The sequence below is a fragment of the Vibrio sp. Vb1018 genome (assembly GCF_033338775.1).
GTDB classification, from domain to species: Bacteria; Pseudomonadota; Gammaproteobacteria; order Enterobacterales; family Vibrionaceae; genus Vibrio; species Vibrio alginolyticus.
On the sequence record NZ_JAWOTI010000013.1, the window covers coordinates 77,334 to 99,781 of the forward strand.

The 22,448-nt window shown below is 44.7% G+C and carries 23 protein-coding genes; 12 read left to right on the forward strand and 11 right to left on the reverse strand.

Features of this window, described 5'->3' with window-relative positions; translation table 11 throughout:
- Positions 1-143: 143 nt before the first annotated feature.
- A complete protein-coding gene (locus R7Z10_RS14745; protein ID WP_318105175.1) occupies positions 144-1,739 on the forward strand; it encodes a S41 family peptidase in 1,596 nt (531 codons plus the stop codon).
- Between the two features lie 70 nt (positions 1,740-1,809).
- Positions 1,810-2,130: a hypothetical protein gene (locus R7Z10_RS14750; protein WP_213871599.1), complete on the forward strand. Its 321-nt coding sequence runs from the start codon at positions 1,810-1,812 to the stop codon at positions 2,128-2,130.
- Between the two features lie 71 nt (positions 2,131-2,201).
- On the opposite strand, the gene rlmF is transcribed toward R7Z10_RS14750, so the two are convergent.
- Together rlmF and R7Z10_RS14760 are read right to left on the reverse strand one after the other, a co-directional pair.
- Positions 2,202-3,329: a 23S rRNA (adenine(1618)-N(6))-methyltransferase RlmF gene (gene rlmF / locus R7Z10_RS14755; RefSeq protein WP_318105177.1), complete on the reverse strand. Its 1,128-nt coding sequence runs from the start codon at positions 3,327-3,329 to the stop codon at positions 2,202-2,204.
- On the reverse strand, positions 3,316-3,831 hold the full coding sequence (locus tag R7Z10_RS14760; protein WP_318105179.1) for a M48 family metallopeptidase: 516 nt from the start codon (positions 3,829-3,831) through the stop codon (positions 3,316-3,318). The genes rlmF and R7Z10_RS14760 overlap by 14 nt, the downstream gene beginning before the upstream one ends.
- A 138-nt stretch (positions 3,832-3,969) precedes the next feature.
- Here R7Z10_RS14760 and R7Z10_RS14765 point away from each other — a divergent pair, with 138 nt between their 5' ends.
- Complete coding sequence (locus R7Z10_RS14765) at positions 3,970-4,200, forward strand: glutaredoxin family protein (RefSeq protein WP_005377871.1); 231 nt, start codon at positions 3,970-3,972, stop codon at positions 4,198-4,200.
- A 27-nt stretch (positions 4,201-4,227) separates the two neighbouring features.
- Here R7Z10_RS14765 and R7Z10_RS14770 read toward each other — a convergent pair whose 3' ends face one another.
- Positions 4,228-5,097, reverse strand: coding sequence for a LysR family transcriptional regulator (locus tag R7Z10_RS14770; protein ID WP_213868416.1), 870 nt, complete (start codon positions 5,095-5,097; stop codon positions 4,228-4,230).
- Between the two features lie 106 nt (positions 5,098-5,203).
- On the opposite strand from R7Z10_RS14770, the gene R7Z10_RS14775 reads away from it, so the two are divergent.
- From R7Z10_RS14775 to R7Z10_RS14785, 3 genes are all read left to right on the forward strand, one after another.
- Positions 5,204-6,427 carry an MFS transporter gene (locus tag R7Z10_RS14775; RefSeq protein WP_318105183.1) on the forward strand — a complete coding sequence of 408 codons (1,224 nt, stop codon included), beginning with the start codon at positions 5,204-5,206 and terminating at the stop codon, positions 6,425-6,427.
- 88 nt (positions 6,428-6,515) lie between these two features.
- Positions 6,516-7,088, forward strand: a complete 573-nt coding sequence (locus R7Z10_RS14780) for a DUF1415 domain-containing protein (protein ID WP_025766766.1) — start codon at positions 6,516-6,518, stop codon at positions 7,086-7,088.
- Between the two features lie 110 nt (positions 7,089-7,198).
- Positions 7,199-7,774, forward strand: coding sequence for a nucleoside triphosphate pyrophosphohydrolase family protein (locus tag R7Z10_RS14785; RefSeq protein ID WP_005377875.1), 576 nt, complete (start codon positions 7,199-7,201; stop codon positions 7,772-7,774).
- Between the two features lie 69 nt (positions 7,775-7,843).
- On the opposite strand, the gene btuD is transcribed toward R7Z10_RS14785, so the two are convergent.
- The 8 genes from btuD to cobT form a co-directional block, all read right to left on the reverse strand.
- Complete coding sequence (gene btuD / locus R7Z10_RS14790; protein ID WP_017820884.1) at positions 7,844-8,611, reverse strand: vitamin B12 ABC transporter ATP-binding protein BtuD; 768 nt, start codon at positions 8,609-8,611, stop codon at positions 7,844-7,846.
- Positions 8,598-9,593: a vitamin B12 ABC transporter permease BtuC gene (btuC, locus tag R7Z10_RS14795; RefSeq protein ID WP_053306934.1), complete on the reverse strand. Its 996-nt coding sequence runs from the start codon at positions 9,591-9,593 to the stop codon at positions 8,598-8,600. Before btuC ends, btuD begins: the two co-directional genes overlap by 14 nt.
- Before the next feature lie 82 nt (positions 9,594-9,675).
- Positions 9,676-10,704: a succinylglutamate desuccinylase gene (locus tag R7Z10_RS14800; RefSeq protein WP_005377878.1), complete on the reverse strand. Its 1,029-nt coding sequence runs from the start codon at positions 10,702-10,704 to the stop codon at positions 9,676-9,678.
- 274 nt (positions 10,705-10,978) lie between these two features.
- The gene (locus R7Z10_RS14805) at positions 10,979-12,775 is read right to left on the reverse strand and encodes a M3 family oligoendopeptidase (RefSeq protein ID WP_130546029.1); all 1,797 of its coding nucleotides are present in this window, start codon (positions 12,773-12,775) and stop codon (positions 10,979-10,981) included.
- Between the two features lie 128 nt (positions 12,776-12,903).
- Entirely contained in the window at positions 12,904-13,518 is a 615-nt protein-coding gene (gene cobC / locus R7Z10_RS14810) for an alpha-ribazole phosphatase (protein WP_115385893.1), read from the reverse strand.
- Positions 13,519-13,529: 11 nt separating this feature from the next.
- Positions 13,530-14,063 carry a bifunctional adenosylcobinamide kinase/adenosylcobinamide-phosphate guanylyltransferase gene (gene cobU, locus R7Z10_RS14815; RefSeq protein WP_025766771.1) on the reverse strand — a complete coding sequence of 178 codons (534 nt, stop codon included), beginning with the start codon at positions 14,061-14,063 and terminating at the stop codon, positions 13,530-13,532.
- Complete coding sequence (locus tag R7Z10_RS14820; RefSeq protein WP_115385892.1) at positions 14,060-14,866, reverse strand: adenosylcobinamide-GDP ribazoletransferase; 807 nt, start codon at positions 14,864-14,866, stop codon at positions 14,060-14,062. Before R7Z10_RS14820 ends, cobU begins: the two co-directional genes overlap by 4 nt.
- A complete protein-coding gene (cobT, locus tag R7Z10_RS14825) occupies positions 14,866-15,909 on the reverse strand; it encodes a nicotinate-nucleotide--dimethylbenzimidazole phosphoribosyltransferase (protein ID WP_318105185.1) in 1,044 nt (347 codons plus the stop codon). The genes R7Z10_RS14820 and cobT overlap by 1 nt, the downstream gene beginning before the upstream one ends.
- 248 nt (positions 15,910-16,157) lie before the next feature.
- Between cobT and R7Z10_RS14830 the strand changes: the two genes are divergently transcribed.
- The 6 genes from R7Z10_RS14830 to cdd all read left to right on the forward strand — a co-directional run bounded on the left by R7Z10_RS14830 (position 16,158) and on the right by cdd (position 22,427).
- Entirely contained in the window at positions 16,158-16,847 is a 690-nt protein-coding gene (locus tag R7Z10_RS14830; RefSeq protein WP_213970470.1) for an NAD(P)H-binding protein, read from the forward strand.
- 200 nt (positions 16,848-17,047) lie between these two features.
- Positions 17,048-18,421, forward strand: a complete 1,374-nt coding sequence (locus R7Z10_RS14835; RefSeq protein WP_005377885.1) for an L-cystine transporter — start codon at positions 17,048-17,050, stop codon at positions 18,419-18,421.
- A gap of 157 nt (positions 18,422-18,578) precedes the next feature.
- Positions 18,579-20,000 (forward strand): exodeoxyribonuclease I, encoded by a 1,422-nt coding sequence (gene sbcB, locus R7Z10_RS14840; protein ID WP_318105188.1) that lies wholly within the window; start codon positions 18,579-18,581, stop codon positions 19,998-20,000.
- Between the two features lie 55 nt (positions 20,001-20,055).
- Entirely contained in the window at positions 20,056-20,430 is a 375-nt protein-coding gene (locus R7Z10_RS14845; protein WP_005397786.1) for a CidA/LrgA family protein, read from the forward strand.
- A gap of 1 nt (position 20,431) precedes the next feature.
- The gene (locus R7Z10_RS14850) at positions 20,432-21,109 is read left to right on the forward strand and encodes an LrgB family protein (protein ID WP_005377888.1); all 678 of its coding nucleotides are present in this window, start codon (positions 20,432-20,434) and stop codon (positions 21,107-21,109) included.
- A gap of 430 nt (positions 21,110-21,539) precedes the next feature.
- The gene (gene cdd / locus R7Z10_RS14855; RefSeq protein ID WP_017633940.1) at positions 21,540-22,427 is read left to right on the forward strand and encodes a cytidine deaminase; all 888 of its coding nucleotides are present in this window, start codon (positions 21,540-21,542) and stop codon (positions 22,425-22,427) included.
- The last annotated feature ends 21 nt before the right edge of the window (positions 22,428-22,448 follow it).

Below are 22,448 nucleotides of genomic sequence, written 5' to 3' on the forward strand. Positions count from 1 at the left end.
GACAACTTTTTTACGTTATTTACCTCACACTATTTAACTATAAATTTGCAGACGAACAAATTAAATTAATACATTCACCTAGCTAATAAAAACAAAAGCAAAACACATAATTATAATTCTATTATTTATAAGGACATAGAAAAGTGAAATTTAAGTATTCTTTAGCAACGGCAGTCACTCTCGCATTATTACAAGGCTGTGGCGGTGGTGGCGGTGATAGCTCATCACCTACTCCGTCCACTAGCAGTGCAAACGGTCCAACGTGGAAAGTTCATGATTTTAGCCAACCGTCGAAAACGTTTATCAACCAATGTGAAACGCCCCGCGTCGGACTGGACCCATATGACAACTATGCCGCCTATCCAGATAAATTGGGCTCTGCATTACACGAAAAACTCTTTTTAAGAGCTTTTACTAACGAAACGTATCTATGGTATGACGAGGTTCCTGATAATAATCCAGCAAACTACAAAACTGTTACTGATTACTTCAATACGCTGGTCACCTCTGCTACTACCGCGACGGGTAAACCAAAAGATCGCTTCCATTTTACCGTCTCTTATGAAGATGATATGAAATCATCGCAATCCGGTTTAGTTGCTGGATTTGGTTTCAACTGGGCATTCCTACGTGGCGTACAACCTCGAGACGTTCGTATTTCCTACACTGAAGAAGCCTCGCCAGCTGATAGAAGCGGCATTGCTCGTGGTGATAAGCTTCTGAAAATCAATAATATTGATGTGGTTAACACCGGTAGTCAGTCCGACATTGATTTTATTAACAAAACGCTCTTTAACCCTGACATCAATCAAGATTACACCTTCACATTTGAGAGTGTCGACGGTCTAGTGAAAACCGTGACGCTTACCGCCTCTGATGTCATGACCTCTCCAGTTAAAAATGCCAAAGTGATTACACACAAAGGTATGCGGATCGGCTATCTGCAATACAACTCCTTTGAACCAAGCGCTCAAGCCCCGCTTATTGAGGCGTTCAGTACGCTCTCAGCAGAGAATGTTGACGAGATCGTCGTTGATTTACGTTACAACGGCGGTGGCTTAGTCCTTCAGTCCTCGCAAGTAGGCTACATGCTAAGCGGTGCTGGTCAGAACCGAGTCTTCAGTGAGTTGATTCACAATGACAAAGTGATGCGTACCATTAAAGATGGGGATAACATCTATCGCTTTACAAATCTAGCAATAGACTGGGCAGCACAGAAATATTCGGACCAAGTGCTTCCGACACTGAACAAAAAGCGCGTATATGTGCTGACTTCAGGAGGCACGGCTTCCTCAAGTGAACTGCTAATCAACGCTTTGCGCGGCATTGATGTGGAGGTTATCCAAATAGGCTCAACAACCACAGGTAAACCGTATGGGTTCTCACCAGAACAAAACTGCGGCACTATGTACTACACTATTCAGTTCAAGTCGGCGAACGAGAAAAAATTTGGCGACTTCGCTGATGGTTTTATTCCTACTCCAAAGAGCCAAATCAATACCGAGCTAGGCTTAAACAATAGAGTGGAAGGTTGCTGGGTCAATGACGACCTAACAAAACCATTAGGCGATCCGTCTGAAGGTATGCTTTCTGCGGCGCTAAACTACATGGAAACAGGAACCTGTCCGCCAGTATCCCCTTCAAGTTTCAACGCCATGCCGCGTAACATTTCATCTCCGGAGTTAAGCGATCTTCGCTCTCCGCTACGAACAGAGGCAATTCATGTTGAGATCAACTAACTTTTTACGAATGCTGATTCGGGTTGCGCTTTTCTTAGGCACTTCGATTTCTTTGATAGGATGCCAAGCTATGTCACAAGAACCCGTTGAAGCATTGAGTAAAAAGAACTCTCCGGAAACAGTCATAGAGATTCAAAACGCGATCGCAGAAATCCAAGGGACACCAGCACCTAGAATCGCAAATAACGTATTTGAATCTTCACCGCATTTGTTGATTGAAAAAGGACGAGTAAAAGGGAACAACAATCAACTGTTGGATGGCAGCTATACGGATCTTCCAGACCAATATACGTTGCAGATAAGAGGTGAAACCTGTGGCTTGTACTATGCCAAAACAGATACTTTTGTCTCTCTCAGTTCACTAGATTGTGAGCCCAACATTAAGTTTTAGATCTCCCAAAATAGAAGCCCGCTGATATCAGCGGGCTTCCTACTTTATTGTTCAGTGTGAAACGGTCAACGTTACTTTAGTTCAATCCATGCTTTGCGCTGTTGCTTATCCATGTATGACCAAGCTACAAAGCGGCTCACTTTCTGCCCTTGACTCATTTCAACCACACGAATGGCTTTCACACCCAATTTTTCAAGCTGCTTGCGCATCGGACGAACGTTGTCTTTTTTGGATATAAGGGTTGTAAACCACAAGACCTGCGCGGCAAAAGCTTGGCTTTCATTCGCCATTTTTCGGATAAACGCCGCTTCTCCACCTTCACACCACAATTCAGCGTTTTGACCGCCAAAATTCAACGCGGGCTTACTTGTCTTTACTTGTGCGGTTTGAGGTTTTAGCCCTTTCTTACGCTGGTTTGCTTTTAGATTATCGATTTTACGCTGGCTGCCCATAGCGGCATCTTCCGCCGAACGGTGGAATGGCGGATTACATGTCGTCACATCATAACGATCATTCGGTTGAATGATACCTCGATAAATATTGGCATCATTGTGTTGCTGTATTAGTGCAATTTTTCCCGTCAAAACACGATTGTGCTCTACGATCGTTTGAGCCGATTGGATGGATTTTGGATCGACATCGCTGCCCGTATAGTGCCAACCGTATTTTGTTACACCAACAATCGGATAAATACAGTTTGCTCCCACGCCAATGTCCAACGCTTTCACTTTTTGGTGCGTGTACTGACCTTTTACTTCACCATCAAGTAAATCTGCCACTCGGTGAATGTAATCAGCGCGGCCCGGAATCGGTGGGCAAAGGTAGGTGTCGGGAATGTCCCAGAACTCGATACCATAATACGCAGCAAGCAATGCTTTATTGAGCATTTTAACAGCGTTAGGATCAGAGAAGTTTATGGAGTCTTCCCCTTTCGGATTTTTGATAACGAATGGCTTTAACTGTGGTTCACTTTCCACGAGTTTTTTAAAATCGTAACGACCTCGATGAACATTACGCTCATGCAAACCATTCTTCGCTATTTTTATGAACTCGACTTCGCTCTTTCCTGCAGGCTGCGGAGATTTGCGCGCAACTTTGTCTTTAACACGCTTCGGCTTGGCTTTATTCGCGTCTGTATTCTGAGCCGCCTTTGAAGCCTTTGGCTTTGCTTGCTTCGCGTTGTGATTATTGTTCTTCATTCAAATTCGCTTTTAAATCGAGGTAAATCATAAACAAACGAGCATCAAATTCGAGTTGGTGATACTCAGGCTCCATGTAGCAACATAGCTGATAGAACGCCTTGTCGTGGTTTTTCTCACGAGTATGCGCCAACTCATGTACCACCAGCATTCTTAATAGTGGCTCGGGCGCATCCTTAAATACATTGGCAATGCGAATCTCGTTTTTCGACTTCAGCTTACCGCCATGGTTTCTACTGATAACACTGTGCAAACCAAGCGCATTGTTTACCGCATGAATTTTCTTATCGTAGACAACTTTACTGATTGGCGCGGCTTTCTTCATGTAGCAGTTTTTGATTGCCATGGCGTACTCATAGAGCGCCCTTTCGCTTTTGATTTGGTGCCTATCGGGATAACGCTTTTCGAACCAAGGAACAAACTTGCCATTCGTTATCAATGAGCTCACCTGCTCTACGATGTTTTGTGGGTAGCCTTGAATGTATCGAAGTGACGGATGCATAGAATTAACGTCTGTTATGACAAAATAAAGGCGCTCAATATACCTGAGATAAAGGACAGTTTCACCTTAGCTTTCGCCTTTCATTTATGGTGAAAGGCCGTTAAACTTCGCCTCCCAATGATAATGGAGAGAAACTCAATGAAACGTGTCGTCCTTTACGTCAAAGACAAATGCCCTCACTGCAAAGATGCTCAACGTTATCTGGATTCGAAAAATATTAACTATCGTTTGTGCAATGCTAAGATGCAACGCGGTCGCAAAGAACTTGATGCGCTTGGTGCTCGTTCAGTGCCAGTTTTAAAAATTGGTGATCGGGTAATGATTGGCTGGAACCCAAAGAACTTCGAGAAGATGTACAAAGGCGACTAGTGCTCGAACAATGAATCTGCGCTGCGTTTAAACGTAGCGCTTGATAAAGTCGATAAACGTTCGATCTGCTATTGATAAATACCCCTGCTTGCGCCAAGCAAGTGCCAGATCCAGCGTAACGGGTGGTTCAAACGGTAGGCCAACAACGCCCGACTCATGTTGAGTCACCAATTCCAGTAACGCGGTAATCGCAAACTCTTGTTTCACAATACTCAAAATCAAAGGCAGTAAGTTGGTCTCGAATGATGACTTCATGGTAAACCCATGCTCCTCACTCACCTGATCCAAAAATTCGCGGTGAAAATAGCCATGCTGAAACATAACCAAATCGTGTTCAAAAAACTCATCAAAAGTAAGAGAGTCTCGCTGGGCTAACTCATGCTCAGGTGAAACAACTGCGACCATTTGGCTAGTAAATAAATGATCAGTTTCTAGGTCATCAGGCACGTTATCACAACTGATCACACCGATATCGAGTTGACCATTAAGCAGCATACGACGAATCGATTGAGTCCCAGCTTCGACCAAGGTCAATTTTAATTCCGGGAACTGGCTTTTAAACGCCATCACAATTCGTGGAAAGAAATAACTGCCCATCATTGATGGCGTCCCGAGTCGTACTTCGCCTTTCGCTAAACCTTTCAACTCATCAATCGCGAGCTGCGCGTCGTGCAACTGTTGAATCACCCGCTTGGCATGTATAAGTAGCGTTTCGCCCTCTTTCGTTAAGCTGATTTTTTTATCATCACGGCGAAATAGGGTAACGCCCAAAGACTGCTCAAACTTTTTGATAGAAATGCTTAATGCGGGCTGGGCAATATGCAGGGCTTTCGCCGCATGGGTAATGTTTCCGTGTTCAGCGACCGCCAGAAAATGTTTAAGTTGTTTCGATTCCATTAGATCAAAAATATATGGTGTCCATATTTTTAATATATTTTTTTAATTTATAACGAACTGATAGATTGATCACAGTCTCTCCATTTGCTCACATTAGGCAGGATTCATGGTCAGTTTTGGCACACCGGAATACAAACGCATTACGCTCTCGCTAGCGCTTGGTTCCTTCTTGGTTTTTTCAAATTTATACCTACTACAGCCAATGCTGCCCACTTTTGCTCAAATTTTCACGATCTCAGAAACGCAAGTGAACTGGTTATTTGCGGCCTCAACACTCGCTCTCTCTTTTAGCCTCGTTCCAATGGCTGTGTTGTCAGAATCAGTGGGAAGAAAGCCAGTCATGATGGCTGGTCTGTTTTCGATTCCTACCCTTTCCGCTTTGATGCTATTTGGTGACTCATTTCTGTTTTTGGTGGTATGTCGAGCACTGATCGGTGTCGCGCTCGCAGCTTTTGCTGCAGTCGCCGTGGCTTACATGGCAGAAGAGCTCGACAAGCACGCTTTCTCGATGGCAATTGGAACGTACATTGCGGCTAACTCATTAGGCGGTATTGCAGGACGTATTAGCGGCGGCTTATTGGCGGACAATTTCAATGTTGATGTCGCCATTGAAGTTATGATGGTGTTCACTCTTCTTGGTGTCATTGGCGTTCACTATTTATTGCCAACACAGCGCAACTTCACCCCGTCATCAAGCAGCTTGCGCCATCAAAATCGTGCGCTTATTGGTCATTTTAAAAACCAACGCGTATGGTTCGCGATGCTGATAGGAGGACTCAACTTTGCTTTGTTCGTCAACCTTTACTCCGTAATGGGGTTCCGTCTGGTGAGTGAACCTCACAATGTGCCCGTCGGGTTGGCCTCACTGATCTTTATTTGTTACTTGGGAGGAACTTTCTCCTCTCGTTGCGCAGGCCACTGGAGTAAACGTTATTCATCAATCCTCGGCATGTTCTTGGGCGCGATAGTGAGCATGACGGGGATGTGGATTGCGGCGGTTGAAAGCTTGACTGCAATGCTATTTGGGTTGTTGCTGATAAGTTTTGGTGCCTTCTTTACTCATACCCTCGCCTACGGTTGGGTCGGTCAGAATGCCACTCGCGCCAAAGCCACCGCGACAGCGCTCTACTTAGTACACTACTATGTAGGCGGTAGTTTGGGAGGATTCTTACTTCTTTATTGTTGGCAACATAGTGGTTGGTCGAGTGTTCTTATGGGGGGAAGCGCAGTCTACCTAGCAATGTTTGCTGCAATTGCGTATTTGAAACACATTGCCGAAAGAAAGCACACTGACCAAACACCTGACGCGGCGAGTTTAAAGAGTAGCTAAGGTACGCTCATTTACGTAATACCTCTCTGGTTACTTGGATAACCAACTCTGTTATGCTTGCGCTACTTTAATAAAGCCAGAAAGTCGTATGTCAACGCGTTCAACACAAAACACAGATATCGAAGCGATCACTCAACAGGTCGATCAATGGCTCAACGATGTGGTAATCGGACTCAACCTTTGTCCGTTTGCTGCCAAGCCGCAACGTAATAAACAAATCAAAATCTTTGTTAGTGAGGCGACTCAAGAAGAAGCGCTTCTTGAAGATATTTTATTGCAACTGATTGAGCTGAGTAACACAGAGCCCGAACAACTTGAGACCACGTTGGTTGTGGTTCCCAACATGCTACAAGATTTCTGGGACTACAACTTTTGCATAGATTGGGTTGAAGGATTAATTAAGCAGCAAAACTGGGAAGGTGTTTTCCAAGTAGCGACTTTCCATCCGGATTACTGTTTTGGCGGCGCAAGGCCTGAAGACGACGAAAACCTGACCAATCGTTCTCCTTACCCGATCTTCCATTTGATTCGCGAAGAGAGTATGGAAAAGGTACTAAAACACTATCCTGATCCTGAATCAATTCCCGATACGAACATCGCTCGTGTTTCCGCCCTTTCAGAGGAAGAACGTAAAAAGCTGTTCCCTTACCTATTTCGTTAAGCACCACTATTCCCCAAAGGCAGATTTATCACCAGTTAGATGCAATGCCCTTGGGGTTCAAAGTGCGGTTTGGTATCATTGCCGCTTCAATCGATTCAATGGAAATTAGAATGCAACTGTCAAAGCTAACCCAAGAGATTTTTGATCACTTATACCGTGATATCACCGAGTTCCGTAGTACGTTCGACTTACCAGTCGCAGACGCTGCAAGCCTTGATACGCAAGCAGACACACTACACACCTCTTTGGCGATCGAAGAGCTAACAGAGCTAGCAGAAGCAGATTGTAAAACTGAGCAAGCAGATGCCATCGTAGACAGCGTGTATGTATTAATGGGCCGTCTCGTTCATCTTGGCCACAGCAAAGTAGAAGACAACCTGGCGATCAGCTACTTAATTGATCTTCTATTAAACGTTGCGGTAAACCGTGGTATCGAGTTTATTCCTTGCTGGGATGAAGTACATTCAAGCAACATGAGCAAAGTATGCCGTAACGAGCAAGAGTACTCAGAAACAGAAGCATTCTACGCAGAACAAGGCATCAAGTTGATGGCGGTGCAGAAAGGTGAATACATCATCGCGAAATGCGCCGAAGATTTCGTATCGGAAGGTAAAACCATTCGTAAAGGCAAAGTACTCAAATCTGTTTACTACCGCCCAGCAGATCTAAAACCGCTAACTCAGTAAGCGTTGAGTTTGGCTTTCTCGATTAAAAAAACGACCTCAAGTAGGTCGTTTTTTTATTGTCCCTAAATACTAATCAAAGATTAAATAAGGTTGCTCATCTACGATGACCTTTTTGACTTGAGTATTGAACACTTCCCCGAGAGCTTCTTCCGTTAGCACAGTATCGGCACTTCCTGATGAGTGCAGCACACCGTTGTTAAGCAGCAATACTTTATCTGCGTGCTTTAATGTGCGATTGAGATCGTGATTAGCAACCAATACTCCAATTCCCTGCGCCGCCATAGCGTTAATCAATTGATAGAGCAGACCCTCTTGCGCAATATCTAACGGTGCTGCTGGCTCATCCAAAATTAAAAACTGCGAAAAAGGATTAATGGTACGCCACACCTGCAAACATACACCTGCTAATCGGACACGCTGCCACTCACCACCGGATAATGTTTGAATACTGCGATGAAGCTTATCTTGCAGTTGTACCAGCTCCACCACCATATTGACGGCATCACGCACTTTGATATCCGCAATCTCAGCACCACTTGGCAGAGATAAAGCGAGATACTGAAACACATCAACATTAAACGCTGGGCGCGATTGCTGACACAAATAACCTCGAACATGAGCTTGCTCTGACAACGGTAAAGTAAGCAAGTTTTTGTTGCCAACGTACACTTCACCACTCATACCGTCTCGGTGACTTAACGTACCAGAAATCGCAGCCAATAAAGTACTCTTACCGGAACCATTAGGCCCAACGATATGTACGATTTCGCCAGCTTTGCATTCAAAAGAAAGAGGCAATAATCGACTACCAACCGACATATGTTTAACGTGCATCATGACTCTTCACCAGCATCCAGATGAAAATAGGTGCGCCAATCGATGTTGTCATGACACCTAAAGGTAACTCTGCGGAGTCCAATAACAGTCTTGCGCCGATGTCAGCAAATACAAGCAACGCAGCACCAGATATTGCAGAAAGTGGCAATAAATAACGGTTTTCCGTACCAAAAGCCAAACGCAACAAGTGCGGCACCACCAAACCAACAAAACTGATGATGCCACCCAAAGCGACTGAACTACCCACCAAAACAGAAATGGCGAGGATCAATTTCCAACGCATTTGATGCACATCGACACCCAATTGGGTCGCATGAATCTCACCCAGCATCAATTTATCAAGCGACTTGCCTTTACAACATAACCAGGTAAGCACCGGTAACATCACCAAAGTAACGGTATGTTGATACCAACTTGCACCGCCAATACTGCCCATTAACCAATACATCAGTTGGCGTAAACTGAGATCATCACTAAAGTAAAATGCCCAGGTCACAATCGCGCTCGATAAAATACCCAATGCGACCCCAACCAAAAGCAATCGAGCCGTCGTCAGGTGCATTGCCCTTGCTATCGCCACCAAAACAAACGTGAATACCATCGAGCCTGCAATCGCTGCCAACATAAAAACAATCGGGGTAGGAAGAACAGGTGACGCGAACATGATTAAGACCATTGCTAAGCTTGCGCCACCAGAGATACCAAGCACGCCAGGTTCAGCCAACACGTTCCCAAGCAACACTTGTAACGTCGCGCCAGATACCGCTAACGCAGCACCAATAATTGCCGCAGACACTAACCTCGGTAAACGCAAGTCCACCAATAACTTCTGTTCAAATGCAGATAAGGATTGAAAAGGAGAAAGGAAAATTTCTCCGACCATCAAGTGAATGGCAGAGAGTACAGCGAGCACGATCGACATAACCATCAGGTTACGTTGCCAGCGTCGTTCCTTGTTCAGGATAAGTTGTTGAAAATCCATAGCGGCCGATAAAAACAAACGAGGCTTAACCTTACAGTTAAGCCTCGGTAAATTGCAATTAACTTCTCAAAGCAATGTTGGATTAATCGTAAACCAACTCACCCTCTTCAAAACGGGTTTTCACTTCACAAACCATCAGAGCTGCACGTTGACCTATTGCGACGTGGCGGTTCGGGAAGACAATCGCTTCGTTTTCATTCTTCGCCATTAATGGTTTGTCGCCATCATGACCAAACACTTCGCCGTGAACAAATGAGGTGAAGTTTTCAACATTGTCGTCGAACATAAAGTCAAAGTCTTCGTTCAAACGAACGATTGTGCGACTTACGCGATACTTAATGCATGGTTTTGGTAAGTGTTCTGGCTTCGTTTCCGCAATCAAATTACGTAAAGACAAATCAAACGCGGTCAGTTTATCGAGGTCATTTTCACCGATACGAGCCACACGGCCAAGCTCCATTGTGAGAGCCTGCGCACCAAAATTCTCGGCACTGTACCAGCTAAACGTGCTCGATGGTGAGTTTGACAGGAGCACTGCTTCAATGTGTGCACTGTCCAAGAAATCGATCAATGCCTTGCTGCGCACAGGATGACGAGTCTTAGGACTTACTGCAAACGTATAGTGCTTCGAGCCTCTAATCGCGCAGTGTAAATCAAGGTGCCAGCGTGTTGTCGGGTCGGTATCCTGATAAAAATCTCGAACAAGCAGCTTAAGCGTATCGGCGATAACAAGCTCTTTTGTCTGTTTGTGTTCTTTTTCGTCAAACAGACGGTTGAGATTTTCTTCGAGGAATCGCGTGTGCGCCAGAGTGGATTCTGGGTGAGCGATAATGAACAGACAACGGGTATCGACCGTCTGGAACCCAGATTCTATGTCTTGAATAATGGAATCCACCAGCTCCATCGGTGCGGTTTCATCTCCGTGAACCCCACAAGAGATGATGATGTTCTTCGTATCCTGAGTATAATTCGCAGGGATTACTTCTAATACACCACGCTGATAGAGTTTAAGTTTTACACCGTTAGAAAGCACCTGCTCCGCTGGTGCAACATCAATATGAACATCTAACGTGTCAGTTAAAAACGATTGGCGAAAGAGAGACTTCGTCATGCGTTACTCCTTAATAGCACGGCGGATATGTTAATAAATTGTACAAAGGATTTTTGTTGCTGCGATCTCACTTATGAGTAGAAATCACTATTTCCCTCGAAAATCCGATGCCTTTTCGCGCCAGGCACTCAAATCAAGCATTGAGGCGTTTAATTTTCAAACAATTACAAAGTGTTAGGGCTGTGAACTTTACCACAGCCCTGATTAAGATCATTATGATTTGATCAAATTTTTGTAGCTATAAAGCAGATTATGCATCAACACTGCGAAAAACTTAGCCGCGCTGTGCGAGCAAACGCTCAAACTCATCGACTTTTTCACGCACTAGCTCAACACTCTGCTGCCAAAACGTTGGCTGGGTTAAATCCATCGACAGATGCTTTTCGACGACATCTTCCGCCATCATGCAGCCTGTATCGCGCAGCAAATTGATGTAATCGGTGTAAAACGCTTCGCCTTTGGTTTCTCGCTGTGCATAGATACCCTTGCTAAACAAGAAACCAAATAGGTATGGGTAGTTATAAAAGCTCACGCTATCAATAGAAAAGTGCAGCTTGCTTGCCCAGAAGTACGGATCCGGTTCGCTCATTACGTCGCCATACCATTCTTTCCAAGTTTCTGACATCAACTCACAGAATTCATCTGCGGTTAACTCTCCATCCTGGCGGCGTTCATAAAACGATTTTTCAAACTCGTAGCGAACCGGAATGTTGATCATTAAAGCTAGCGCAGATGACAACTCTTCCCACAACATCTCGAGCTTTTCATCAACGCTCTCAGCTTTCGAAATCAAATGATCACGAACGATGTTTTCTGCAAAGATAGAGGCGGTTTCTGCTAACGTCATTGGGTAGTAAGTTTGGCAAAGTGGCAAATCACGAATAACCCAGTTATGGAACGCATGGCCAAGTTCATGTGCCAGAGTCATAAGGTCTGAACGGCTGCCACTCCAAGTCATAAACACAAGTGGTGTTCGCGTTGCTGGCAGTTTGGTGCAGTATGCGCCAAGACGCTTGTTAGCATTTGGCGCGGCATCAATCCAACCATTTTGTACCATCAAACGGACAAACTCCGACATCTCAGGGTTTACTGTTTCAAATGCTTCACAAATAACATCAATCGCTTCATCAAAGTCGTAAACCTTCGCTTCACCGCTCAAAGCAGGCATAGCCGCCAGATGATTCCAAGGTTTCATCTCATCCAGACCATGTACTTGCGCCATCAATAAACCCGCTTTCTGACCAATAGCTCGACTGTCTTTGGCTACGGTCATCATCGCATTTAAAGTTTCAGCTTGGATTCGGCTACCATGCAAACTCGGCTCTAGGAAGTGAACTTCACGCTTCGTAGAACGCTTTTTGTTTTCAGTTAAGCGCCATCCTGCTAACGCATTCAAAATCGCAGCGAATGATTCTTGGTGCGTTTGCATTGCATCTTGTACGCCTCGCCACGCGGCTTCTTGACGCTCGAATTCAGAACCATAAAGAATGCTTGCCGCTTGAGAAAACCCAAGCTCTTCACTATTACCATCTGTGTACTCAAGCTTCACTTTCAATGAGCCAGTCAGGTTATCGTATAGGTTACCCCAAGCCGATTTGCCATCCACACTCATCGCAGCCAGTAACTGTTCTTCTGCGTTGCTAAGACGAGTATCCGCCAACTTTCTAGAATTCAAGATAGAAAAAGCTTGCCCACTGATATCAGGATTCTCATGGTCTAACACGCGCAAGATAAACTCTTCGTCGGCATGCGTTAGTGTCAAATCAAAGGGACTGAACGCTTGGGAAAGCTCCGAAAAGATGCGGGTCATTTTACCAAGTAACGATTTCGCTTCGGCGTTTGTTGCATCAACAGAAGCATAACAACTCGCAAAATTTGCAACTGTACCCGCTAAACGACTCGCGGCTTCATTGGTCAAAATCGCATTTTGCATGATCTCTACGTTGCCACAATCTGCTGATTGTTTATTCAAAAGATCAATACATTGTTCCACAAGAGCAATATCGTCTTGAATTCGTGGGTCAGAAAGGTCGTTATAAACGATGGACAAATCCCAACTCGGCGTTGTCATTTCTATATTTCCTTTTTATGTAACTGAGTCAATTTTCGCTTCCTGCACCTAGCAGATGGGCTTCCACTGACATCTTCCGTGACTATGCCCGTAAGCAATATCGTTCTGGGCATTTTAATATTTATAAATTAACGAGTTAAAAGAGGTACGCCAATCGAACGCACCGAGGCGTAAATTTGCTCATCTATGGTAATTGTTACATGCGTGACAGAAGCGTTTCCTATCGACAACGTCGAATACCACTTTGGGTTACGCCAATCTAACTCCAATACATGAGCAAGAATCATACGAATGACGCCACCATGCGTGACGATAAGTAGATTGTCATTGATATCGTTGATGATTTGAGACCAAACGCGACATATGCGCTCAGAAAATGTGCTTAAGCTCTCAGCATTCGGCAACGTATGTTGTGCTGGCGATTGCCAAAAAGCATCTAGCTTTTTCCACTGCTCAGTGAGCAGATCAAAAGGCATACCATCAAAATCACCAAATGCCATCTCTTGTAAAGATTCATCCGTCATTACTGGTAATAATTGCTGTTCAGCAATGATGTTTGCCAGTTCTTGACAGCGTGAAAGTGGAGAAGAAATTATTCCACCCACACCTCGTCCACTCTCAGCCCAAGCCCGAGCAATACTCTCTTGATCAGCAGGCGTAACTTTTACATCTGTTTGGCCATGGAGTCCTGGTGGAGCGTCTACTTTTCCATGACGCACAAGATAGATATTGAGTGTTTTCATTTTGTTTCATCCTACTCTTTAAGAACCAACGGCAAACCAGCAGCAACAAAGGTAACGCGATGGCAAACACTGGCTAGTTTTTGATTCATCCGTCCTGCATTATCCACAAAATAACGACTAACCGCCCCCAAAGGCACAATGCCCATTCCAACCTCATTAGAGACGAATATTAACGTCGCATCTGAGCCACGTACCATCTTTATAAGCTTTTCAATTTCTGCTTCTAGCTTCTCATGGGAACATTCATCACCTAACTCAAATATCCAATTGTTGAGCCACAAGGTTAAACAGTCGACCAATACAACATCGGTGGTAGCGAAATTTGTCAGTAACTCAGATAAATGAAGGGGGCATTCATGCTCTTGCCACTCGCCCCCGCGTTGCTTTTGATGATGCGCTATTCGCTCTCGCATTTCTTGGTCAAATGGCAGCGCGGTTGCAACATAGTGTAATGATCGATGAGAAGCGACCGATAATTGCTTAGCTGTTTTTTCTGCCAAATGCGACTTCCCAGAGCGCGCGCCACCGAGTATCAATTGCTTCATGAGGAGTGATACAACCCAATCATAGTGAGATAAATAAGCAGTTCCGACAACTGTTGCGCTGCGCCAAGGCAATCCCCCGTAAAGCCGCCAATTCTCTTGGTTAACCAACGTTTGAACATCAAACGAAATACCACGAGAACAAGCGATATCAAGATCGCATCCGCGAAACCAAGCACAAGCAATGTTACGCCACCAGTAAACAACAAAATGGAGACTTCTAGAGAAGACTGGCGACTTGCTAGCGGTTTACTTTTCGACGTATCACTGTCACTGACATAAGGCATGTCATAAATAAGCGTCGCTGCTAGTGCTCGGCTTGCGGTGTAAGCGACGACAATGACCAACCAAAAGTGCGGCAAGTTAGCCAGTTCACTCCAAAAAACATACTTAGCCAATAACGCCATAATGAGAGTGGCGGCACCATAAGTGCCAATACGACTGTCTTTCATAATAGAGAGGCGTCGCTCTACGGTCATGCCACCGCCAATGCCATCCGCCATATCGGTCAAGCCGTCTTCGTGAAAAGCCCCAGTTAACAATAAGCTAAACACCATCGTTAATACTATGGCAACCGACTCTGGGAAAAAAATTGAGGTGAGCGAGAATACCAAAGCGCAAAGTGCTCCAAGCACGAGACCAACTAACGCGAAGTAACGGCCTGCCTGATTCATGCGTTCTTCACTGTAAGGCAACGCTTGGGGCACGGGTAAGCGGCTAAAAAAACTGGTAGCTAATAGAAATAACTCCCACTGGTATCTTAACGATGACGGCGTGACTTTCTCAGAATTATCAGGGACTGACACTATACTGTAACTCCTGCACTCTCGAAGCTCGCCATTTTGTTGTAAAACTGAGCGGCAGCTTTTAACAAGGGTAAGGCAAGAGCGGCTCCTGTTCCCTCCCCTAGCCGTAAACCAAGGTCGAGCAGAGGTTCTGCTTTAAGATGTTCCAATACAAATTTATGTCCATTTTCTTCAGAGCGATGGGCAAACAACATGTATTCACGCGTTTCTTCATCTTGCAACGTCGCAATATAAGCCGCTACCGATACGATAAACCCATCCACTAAAACTGGAGTTTTAAGCCGCTTGGCTTCTAAAAAAGCGCCCACCATTTGTACGATTTCAAAACCTCCAACCTGTGCAAGAATCGCTTTGGTATCAAGACCTCGACATCGGTTTACCCCCTGTGCTACCAGTTTATATTTGCTGCTCAACTGCTGTTGATTGATTCCAGTGCCAACGCCAACACAATAATCAATATCTAATGAGCTCAGTGCCGATAACAGTGCTGAGGCCGAACTGGTATTACCGATGCCCATCTCACCGACCATCAAGAGGTTTGAACCATGCAAAATGGTTTGCTCAGCAATCTTCGCACCATATTCTAAACCTAACGCCACTTGTTCTGGGGACATCGCTGATTGTTTAGAAAAATTAGCCGTACCGTTACCCAACCGTTGTTCAACCAAGTTGGGATGGGATTTAAATTCTGGAACCAGCACATCAATAGGAGCCAACATGCCGCAATCTATTACTTTGAGTTGAATGCCATTAATATCGCAAAAACAGTTGATGGCTGCGCCGCCAGCGAGAAAGTTAGCCACCATTTGCTGAGTGACTTCGCTTGGCGCAATGCTCACACCCTCCTCTGCAACGCCGTGATCTCCAGCAAATACCAGCATGCTTGGTTTGCAGATAGCGATGGAATCAACTGGCTGAGGTTTATTCTGACTTTGAATAAGAGCTAACTGCAGTGCCACCTTTTCCAATAAGCCTAAAGAACCGACGGGTTTGGTTTTGTTATCTATGCGTGCTTGGATCTCCGCAGCAAAAGAGTCATCCATTTTTTACGTTCCTTTGATGTTGTCTGGGTGAGAGGTGTTCTGTTGTTCAAGAGGTCTTGTTCAGCGACAGTTTTTGCGCGCCCACTATTGTATACACTTGCATCCAATTGGGGCAGCGCTAATCAAGTTTATCTCAGGATAGTCTGCCGAGTTCGCAGAGCGTCTCACCTTTCTTGCACGAGATTATAAGTAACTCGTTGAAATCCGCTACAATAGCTTAGACTATGTTCCCATATAGGAGAAAAGATATGGATAACAACACCTGCGCAATCATCGCCGGTGCAACTGGCTTAGTAGGCTCAAAAGTCATTGCAAACCTCATAAATCAATCAGGTGTTGGAACCCTATATTATCTTTCTCGCCGCCCACTCGATGGCGTCCTAGATGTGGAAAACAAGCTTATTCCTCTCATTGATGCAGACCTTTCTATCCACCAATGGGATGAGAACCAACCAACACCAACCATCGGCTTTATCTGTTTAGGCACGACCCTTAAGCAAGCAGGCAGTAAGGATAATTTGCGTAGAGTAGATGTTGATCTGGTGTGCAAAGTCGCGCAACAAATGAAAACAATCGGAGTCAAACGCCTTGCGGTTGTTTCTAGCCTCGGTGCAAATAGTAAATCGCCATCCCATTACTTAGCTTGTAAAGGACAAATGGAACAACGAATCGAAGCTATGGATTTTGAGGAAATCGTATTTGTTCGCCCAGGCCCGCTTGTTGGTCAACGTCAAAACCCAAGAATGGACGAGAAGTTAGTACAAACTCTGTTTAAGGTAATTCGCCCACTTATGCTTGGCAAACTGTCCAACTTTTTACCTATTCGAGCAGAAGATGTCGCCAAAGCGATGATTTATCAACTTTTCAGTTATCAAGAAGACTCGGTGGTTTACTTACAAAGGAAAGAAATGCGTGACTTACTGCATCACTACGAATAACCATTTTGTACAATTAACGTGCTAATTCACACTCTCACGCGACTTAGATCTCGTTTTTATATTCATTTTAGATCTAGCTAATACCCGTTTGTCATTTTTAAAGTTATATCACGAGCGTTATCTTACGGTCCATAAATAAATCCGTATAAAACCCCGTATAAAAAACAACCGCCACTTCGGCTGGTTGATAAGGTCAAATTATGAATTTTGCAGTGATAGCCTCTCTAGCCGTCTTTGTTGGAATATTGTTCTTTCTATTTAATCAGCAACAAAAGAAACACACTCTTTCACGTCTCGTTTTGATCGGTCTTGTTACCGGTTCTCTTTTTGGTCTTGCTTTGCAACTCATTCACGGTGAAGGCAACAGCGCAATTGCTCAAACACTTGAATGGGTAGGCATTGTAGGCAGTGGCTACGTTGGTCTACTGAAAATGGTCATCATGCCACTAGTATTGGTATCGATGATCTCTGCAGTTGTTAAGTTGGAGAAAGGTGGATCTTTAGGTAAAATTTCTGGCCTGACCATCTCTGTTCTTCTAGTAACGACTGCAATTGCTGCACTTATCGGTATTTTGGTGACAACGACATTTGGCCTGTCAGCAGAAGGTTTAACTGAAGGAGCTCGTGAAACCGCTCGTATCGCCGTTTTAGAAAGCCGTGCCGGTACAGTAAGTGACTTAACTATTCCTCAAATGCTAGTTAGCTTCATTCCAACCAACCCATTTGCTGATCTAACAGGTGCTCGCTCGACATCAATTATCGCTGTTGTGATTTTCGGCGTGTTAACTGGTATCGCCGCTCGTAAAGTGATGATGGAAAAAGCAGAGTTGGAATCACCGATTCGTACTTTCGTAGAAGCTGCTCAATCTATCGTTATGCGACTAGTGAAGATGATCATGGCCCTAACGCCATACGGCATCGCAGCACTGATGGCAAAAGTGGTAGCGACATCAAGCGCAGGCGACATCCTAAACCTACTTGGCTTTATTGTGGCGTCTTATGTTGCTATCGCACTGATGTTTGTTGTTCATGGCGTATTAGTCTCTTTTGTCGGCGTTAGCCCTGCGGAATACTTTAAGAAAATCTGGCCTGTACTGACCTTCGCGTTTACATCTCGTAGCTCAGCAGCAACAATTCCACTAAACGTAGAAGCGCAAATCACGAAGCTTAACGTACCACCAGCGATTGCAAACCTATCAGCATCGTTTGGTGCCACTATCGGCCAAAACGGCTGTGCGGGTATCTATCCTGCAATGCTTGCAGTGATGGTAGCTCCGACAATGGGCATCAACCCACTTGATCTACACTTTATCCTGTCATTGATTGCGATTATCACCATCAGCTCATTTGGTATTGCAGGTGTCGGCGGCGGTGCGACGTTTGCAGCCTTGATTGTTCTTCCTGCAATGGGCTTACCTGTGACCATCGCGGCACTGCTTATCTCTATTGAACCACTGATTGACATGGCACGTACCGCACTAAACGTTTCAGGCTCAATGACTGCGGGTACAATTGCTAGCCGAGTGCTGAAGTCACCAGAAAGTGAAGCAACATTGGAAGAAACACGAGCATAGAACTCAAATTCCTTCCAAAGCGATAAAACATAAAATATCAAGCCGATGGTTCGCCATCGGCTTTTTTCATTTTCAAAAATTCAACTTGCATCTTTCGTTGCTAGTCAAGGCGTTGAATGGTCTAATACTGTCATCGGTTTTGTAAACGGTAAGCAGAATGCACCAAGATAATCAGCCCACTTTTTTCTTCTTTGATTATGAGACATGGGGAACCAACCCCGCGAAAGATCGCCCAAGCCAGTTCGCTGGTGTTCGTACAGATGAAAACTTTAATATCATCGGCGAGCCTTTAGTCATGTACTGCCAGCCACCTGCTGATTATCTTCCGTCTCCTGAAGCTGCACTTATTACTGGTATTACTCCGCAAAAAACGGTTCAAGAAGGCCTTTCTGAGCCAGAGTTTATCGCTAAGATTCACGCTGAACTCGCGAAACCAAATACTACCAGTTTAGGCTACAACAGCATTCGCTTTGATGACGAAGTGACCCGTTATACTTGTTATCGCAACTTTATCGATCCATACGCATGGAGTTGGCAAAACGGTAACTCACGTTGGGATTTACTCGATGTACTACGCGCGTGCCATGCCCTTCGCCCAGAAGGCGTAGAATGGCCAGAAAACGAAGATGGCTTCACTAGCTTTAAATTAGAACACTTGTCTGTGGCTAACGGCATAGAGCATAGTAACGCGCACGATGCCATGGCAGATGTGGTTGCGACTATCGAAATGGCAAAGAAAGTAAAAGCAGCGCAACCAAAATTGTTTGATTACTTTTTTTCTATGCGCCAAAAGCGCAAGCTCAATGATTTAGTCGACATCGTCAACATGACACCGTTGATGCACGTTTCAGGCATGCTAGGGCGCGAATGCCAGTACACTAGCTGGATTGTGCCTGTTGCTTGGCATCCAACCAATAATAACGCCGTTATCACCATCGATTTAGCGAAAGACCCTCAACCTATTCTTGAGCTATCCGAAGAAGAGCTGCACGAAAGACTCTACACTAAGCGCGAAGATCTTGGTGAATTGCTACCAGTGCCAGTTAAACTAGTTCATTTGAACAAATGCCCTATTCTCGCCCCTGCAAAAACGTTAACGGCTGAAAATGCGGAGTCTATTGGCATTGATCGCCAGCAATGTCTCGCTAATCTCGCTTTGTTGCGCCAACATCCTGAAATTAGAGAAAAGCTGATTAGCCTCTTTTCAGTCGAGCGTAAATTCGATAAAAGTGATGACGTCGATACACAGCTTTACGACGGGTTCTTTTCTCCGGCTGATCGCGCAGCTATGGATATCATTCGAGAAACCGACCCGAATAATCTTGCTGCATTAGACATTGAATTTGATGACAAGCGTATTAAACCTCTATTGTTCCGCTATCGTGCGCGTAACTTCCCAGGCACATTAGACGAGCAAGAACAAAGACGCTGGGCACTACACTGTCGAGAAGTGTTTGAAAGCCAAATTGAAGAGTACATGCTGAATTTAGAAAACTTAGTTCACGAACATGAAAGTGACGAAAAGAAGATTGCGATATTAAAATCCGTGTACCGTTATGTAGAGAGCTTAGCTTCCTAACTCCTCCTAATACAAGCGCACCTTATGGTGTGCTTGTTGTTTATATACTGTCAAAATGATTAAAGAACGATTCTTACAACTGATCCAACTGCTCATTTCAATCTTCCTCATCATGGGAGCACTTGGCATCGGAATTACCATTCAAAAGTTCACTGGCGTTTCCGTTCCAGGAAGTGTCATCGGTATGCTCGTACTGTTTTTCTCCATGACTCTTGGGCTTGTAAAAGTCGACTGGGTCAAACCGGGCGCCACGCTATTTATCCGCTATATGATCTTATTGTTCGTTCCTATTAGCGTGGGATTAATGCAACATTTCGATATGCTACTCGCTAATGCCCTCCCTATCATTGCTAGCGCAGTTGGAGGCTCACTCATTGTACTAGTCAGCCTCGCTTGGCTGCTGGACTACTTGTTAAAGGAGAAGCACTGATATGTGGTTAGTTGTTACCATTGCGGTTTTTCTTGTCGCGCGCCAAATTGCAATCAAAGTGAATAATCCTCTAGCAAATCCTTTGCTGATCAGTATTGCAGTGCTCATTCCTTTGCTTACTTACTTAAATGTACCGTTTGAAACGTATTATGCGGATAACGAAGGGATCAGTTTTTTACTTCAACCAGCCGTAGTTGCTCTGGCTTATCCACTATATGAACAACTACCACAAATTAAAGCAAACTGGCGAATCATCACTTTTGCTTGCACAGTAGGCAGTGTGATGTCGATGATGACAACCACCTTGATCGCAGTCGCTTTCAAAGCGGATATCAGTTTAATCGCGAGTCTAGTGGGTAAGTCCGTCACTACACCAATAGCGATGGAAATATCGAGTCACCTCGGTGGTGAAGCCGCCGTTGCAGCGATCTTGGTTCTGATTGTCGGTTTATTGGGCGCAATTTTGGCATACCCAATTTACAATTTGATTGGAATTAAACACCCGATTGCACGTGGTCTGACAATGGGTACAGTCTCTCATGCCTTAGGCACCGCTACTTGTGCAGAGAAACAGCCCATAGATGCCGCGTTCTCATCACTCGCATTGGTTTTATGTGGGATCATAACTTCTATTTTGGCTCCAAGCTTTTTTGCTTTGGCTGTCTGGCTATATCAATAGTTAAGCGCTCTCGGTCTGCCCTCCTTCCGGCAGGCCGTAGCCTTTCCGCTTCTTCCTTACCCTTTTCAAAACCCTATCTTATCTATCAACCTCACCCAGTAATATCGTGAAGGGACTTGATCGAGATATACATTCATAGCGTTAGCATTCTAGGTGCTACCACTCGCTCTAGATTACGTAGGTATAAAATAGCATAGCGGTAAAAGTCGCGTTAGTAACATACTCCTGCTCCTTGGTCATATGAATATATACTGATATGGTTAATTGTGAGACGGAGATAACGCTTCACACCTGTGCAATCGAATACATGTGTGAGCTCACTCTAATTATGTAACAGAATTATCAATTGCATTATTTATCGTGATCTAACGCACGGAACATTTCTATCTTTCACATAGAATAACTGTCCATGCAATAACAAGGATTCAACATGAAAAGTCGCATTGAACAGGCGCTAGCAGGCGCTCCAGAAGCACTTTCCAAACAACTTGCTCCTATCATCCAAGCTGATGATTTTGATGCTACGCTTTCAGTTCAACAATTTGAGCAGTTGCTTTCAGCTACCGGTCTATCAGACAAAGAGCTTCGTGTTGCGCTACTTCCTTTTGCCGCAGCGTACTCCTATGCTCCCCTTTCTGACTTTTATGTCGGCGCTATCGTTCGTGGTCTTTCAGGTCGCCTTTACTTCGGTGCCAACATGGAATTCTTTGGTGTACAGTTGGGTCAAACGGTTCACGCAGAGCAGTCTGCGATTAGCCATGCTTGGATGAAAGGCGAACGTGGTGTTAAGGATATCACTATCAACTTCAGCCCATGTGGTCACTGCCGCCAGTTCATGAATGAGTTATCTACCGCAAACGAGCTTAAAATCCAGCTCCCAGAACGCGAAGAAAAGTCACTTCATGAATACCTGCCTGAAGCCTTTGGACCAAACGATCTCGGTATCGAGTCCGGCTTAATGGCAGAAGTTAAACACCAGTTCTCATGTGATGATGAAGGCGCACTCATCCAAAGTGCAGTTGAAGCGATGAACATGAGCCACTCACCATACACCAACAACTTGAGTGGTTTAGCATTAGAGATGACTAGCGGCCGTGTATTCCAAGGCGCTTATGCAGAAAATGCAGCGTTCAATCCTAGCTTGCCGCCGTTACAAGTTGCGCTAATCCAAGTTTTACTTGCGGGTGAAACCTTTGACAGCATCAAAGCCGCTGCATTGGTAGAGAACTCAGAAGGTAAGATCAGTCATTTAGCCGATACGCAATCAACGTTGGAAGCGTTGAATCCAGATATTCCGCTTAGTTTTGTCAACGTATAAACGACAAATTCAACAAAAAGC

Bases quoted from the DNA above. Each gene is read 5' to 3' on its own strand.
- R7Z10_RS14750 (WP_213871599.1), top strand. From the start codon at position 1,810: ATGTCACAAGAACCCGTTGAAGCATTGAGTAAAAAGAACTCTCCGGAA.
- rlmF (WP_318105177.1), bottom strand. From the start codon at position 3,329: ATGAAGAACAATAATCACAACGCGAAGCAAGCAAAGCCAAAGGCTTCA.
- R7Z10_RS14760 (WP_318105179.1), bottom strand. From the start codon at position 3,831: ATGCATCCGTCACTTCGATACATTCAAGGCTACCCACAAAACATCGTA.
- R7Z10_RS14765 (WP_005377871.1), top strand. From the start codon at position 3,970: ATGAAACGTGTCGTCCTTTACGTCAAAGACAAATGCCCTCACTGCAAA.
- R7Z10_RS14770 (WP_213868416.1), bottom strand. From the start codon at position 5,097: ATGGAATCGAAACAACTTAAACATTTTCTGGCGGTCGCTGAACACGGA.
- R7Z10_RS14775 (WP_318105183.1), top strand. From the start codon at position 5,204: ATGGTCAGTTTTGGCACACCGGAATACAAACGCATTACGCTCTCGCTA.
- R7Z10_RS14780 (WP_025766766.1), top strand. From the start codon at position 6,516: ATGTCAACGCGTTCAACACAAAACACAGATATCGAAGCGATCACTCAA.
- R7Z10_RS14785 (WP_005377875.1), top strand. From the start codon at position 7,199: ATGCAACTGTCAAAGCTAACCCAAGAGATTTTTGATCACTTATACCGT.
- btuD (WP_017820884.1), bottom strand. From the start codon at position 8,611: ATGATGCACGTTAAACATATGTCGGTTGGTAGTCGATTATTGCCTCTT.
- btuC (WP_053306934.1), bottom strand. From the start codon at position 9,593: ATGGATTTTCAACAACTTATCCTGAACAAGGAACGACGCTGGCAACGT.
- R7Z10_RS14800 (WP_005377878.1), bottom strand. From the start codon at position 10,704: ATGACGAAGTCTCTCTTTCGCCAATCGTTTTTAACTGACACGTTAGAT.
- R7Z10_RS14805 (WP_130546029.1), bottom strand. From the start codon at position 12,775: ATGACAACGCCGAGTTGGGATTTGTCCATCGTTTATAACGACCTTTCT.
- cobC (WP_115385893.1), bottom strand. From the start codon at position 13,518: ATGAAAACACTCAATATCTATCTTGTGCGTCATGGAAAAGTAGACGCT.
- cobU (WP_025766771.1), bottom strand. From the start codon at position 14,063: ATGAAGCAATTGATACTCGGTGGCGCGCGCTCTGGGAAGTCGCATTTG.
- cobT (WP_318105185.1), bottom strand. From the start codon at position 15,909: ATGGATGACTCTTTTGCTGCGGAGATCCAAGCACGCATAGATAACAAA.
- R7Z10_RS14830 (WP_213970470.1), top strand. From the start codon at position 16,158: ATGGATAACAACACCTGCGCAATCATCGCCGGTGCAACTGGCTTAGTA.
- R7Z10_RS14835 (WP_005377885.1), top strand. From the start codon at position 17,048: ATGAATTTTGCAGTGATAGCCTCTCTAGCCGTCTTTGTTGGAATATTG.
- sbcB (WP_318105188.1), top strand. From the start codon at position 18,579: ATGCACCAAGATAATCAGCCCACTTTTTTCTTCTTTGATTATGAGACA.
- R7Z10_RS14845 (WP_005397786.1), top strand. From the start codon at position 20,056: ATGATTAAAGAACGATTCTTACAACTGATCCAACTGCTCATTTCAATC.
- R7Z10_RS14850 (WP_005377888.1), top strand. From the start codon at position 20,432: ATGTGGTTAGTTGTTACCATTGCGGTTTTTCTTGTCGCGCGCCAAATT.
- cdd (WP_017633940.1), top strand. From the start codon at position 21,540: ATGAAAAGTCGCATTGAACAGGCGCTAGCAGGCGCTCCAGAAGCACTT.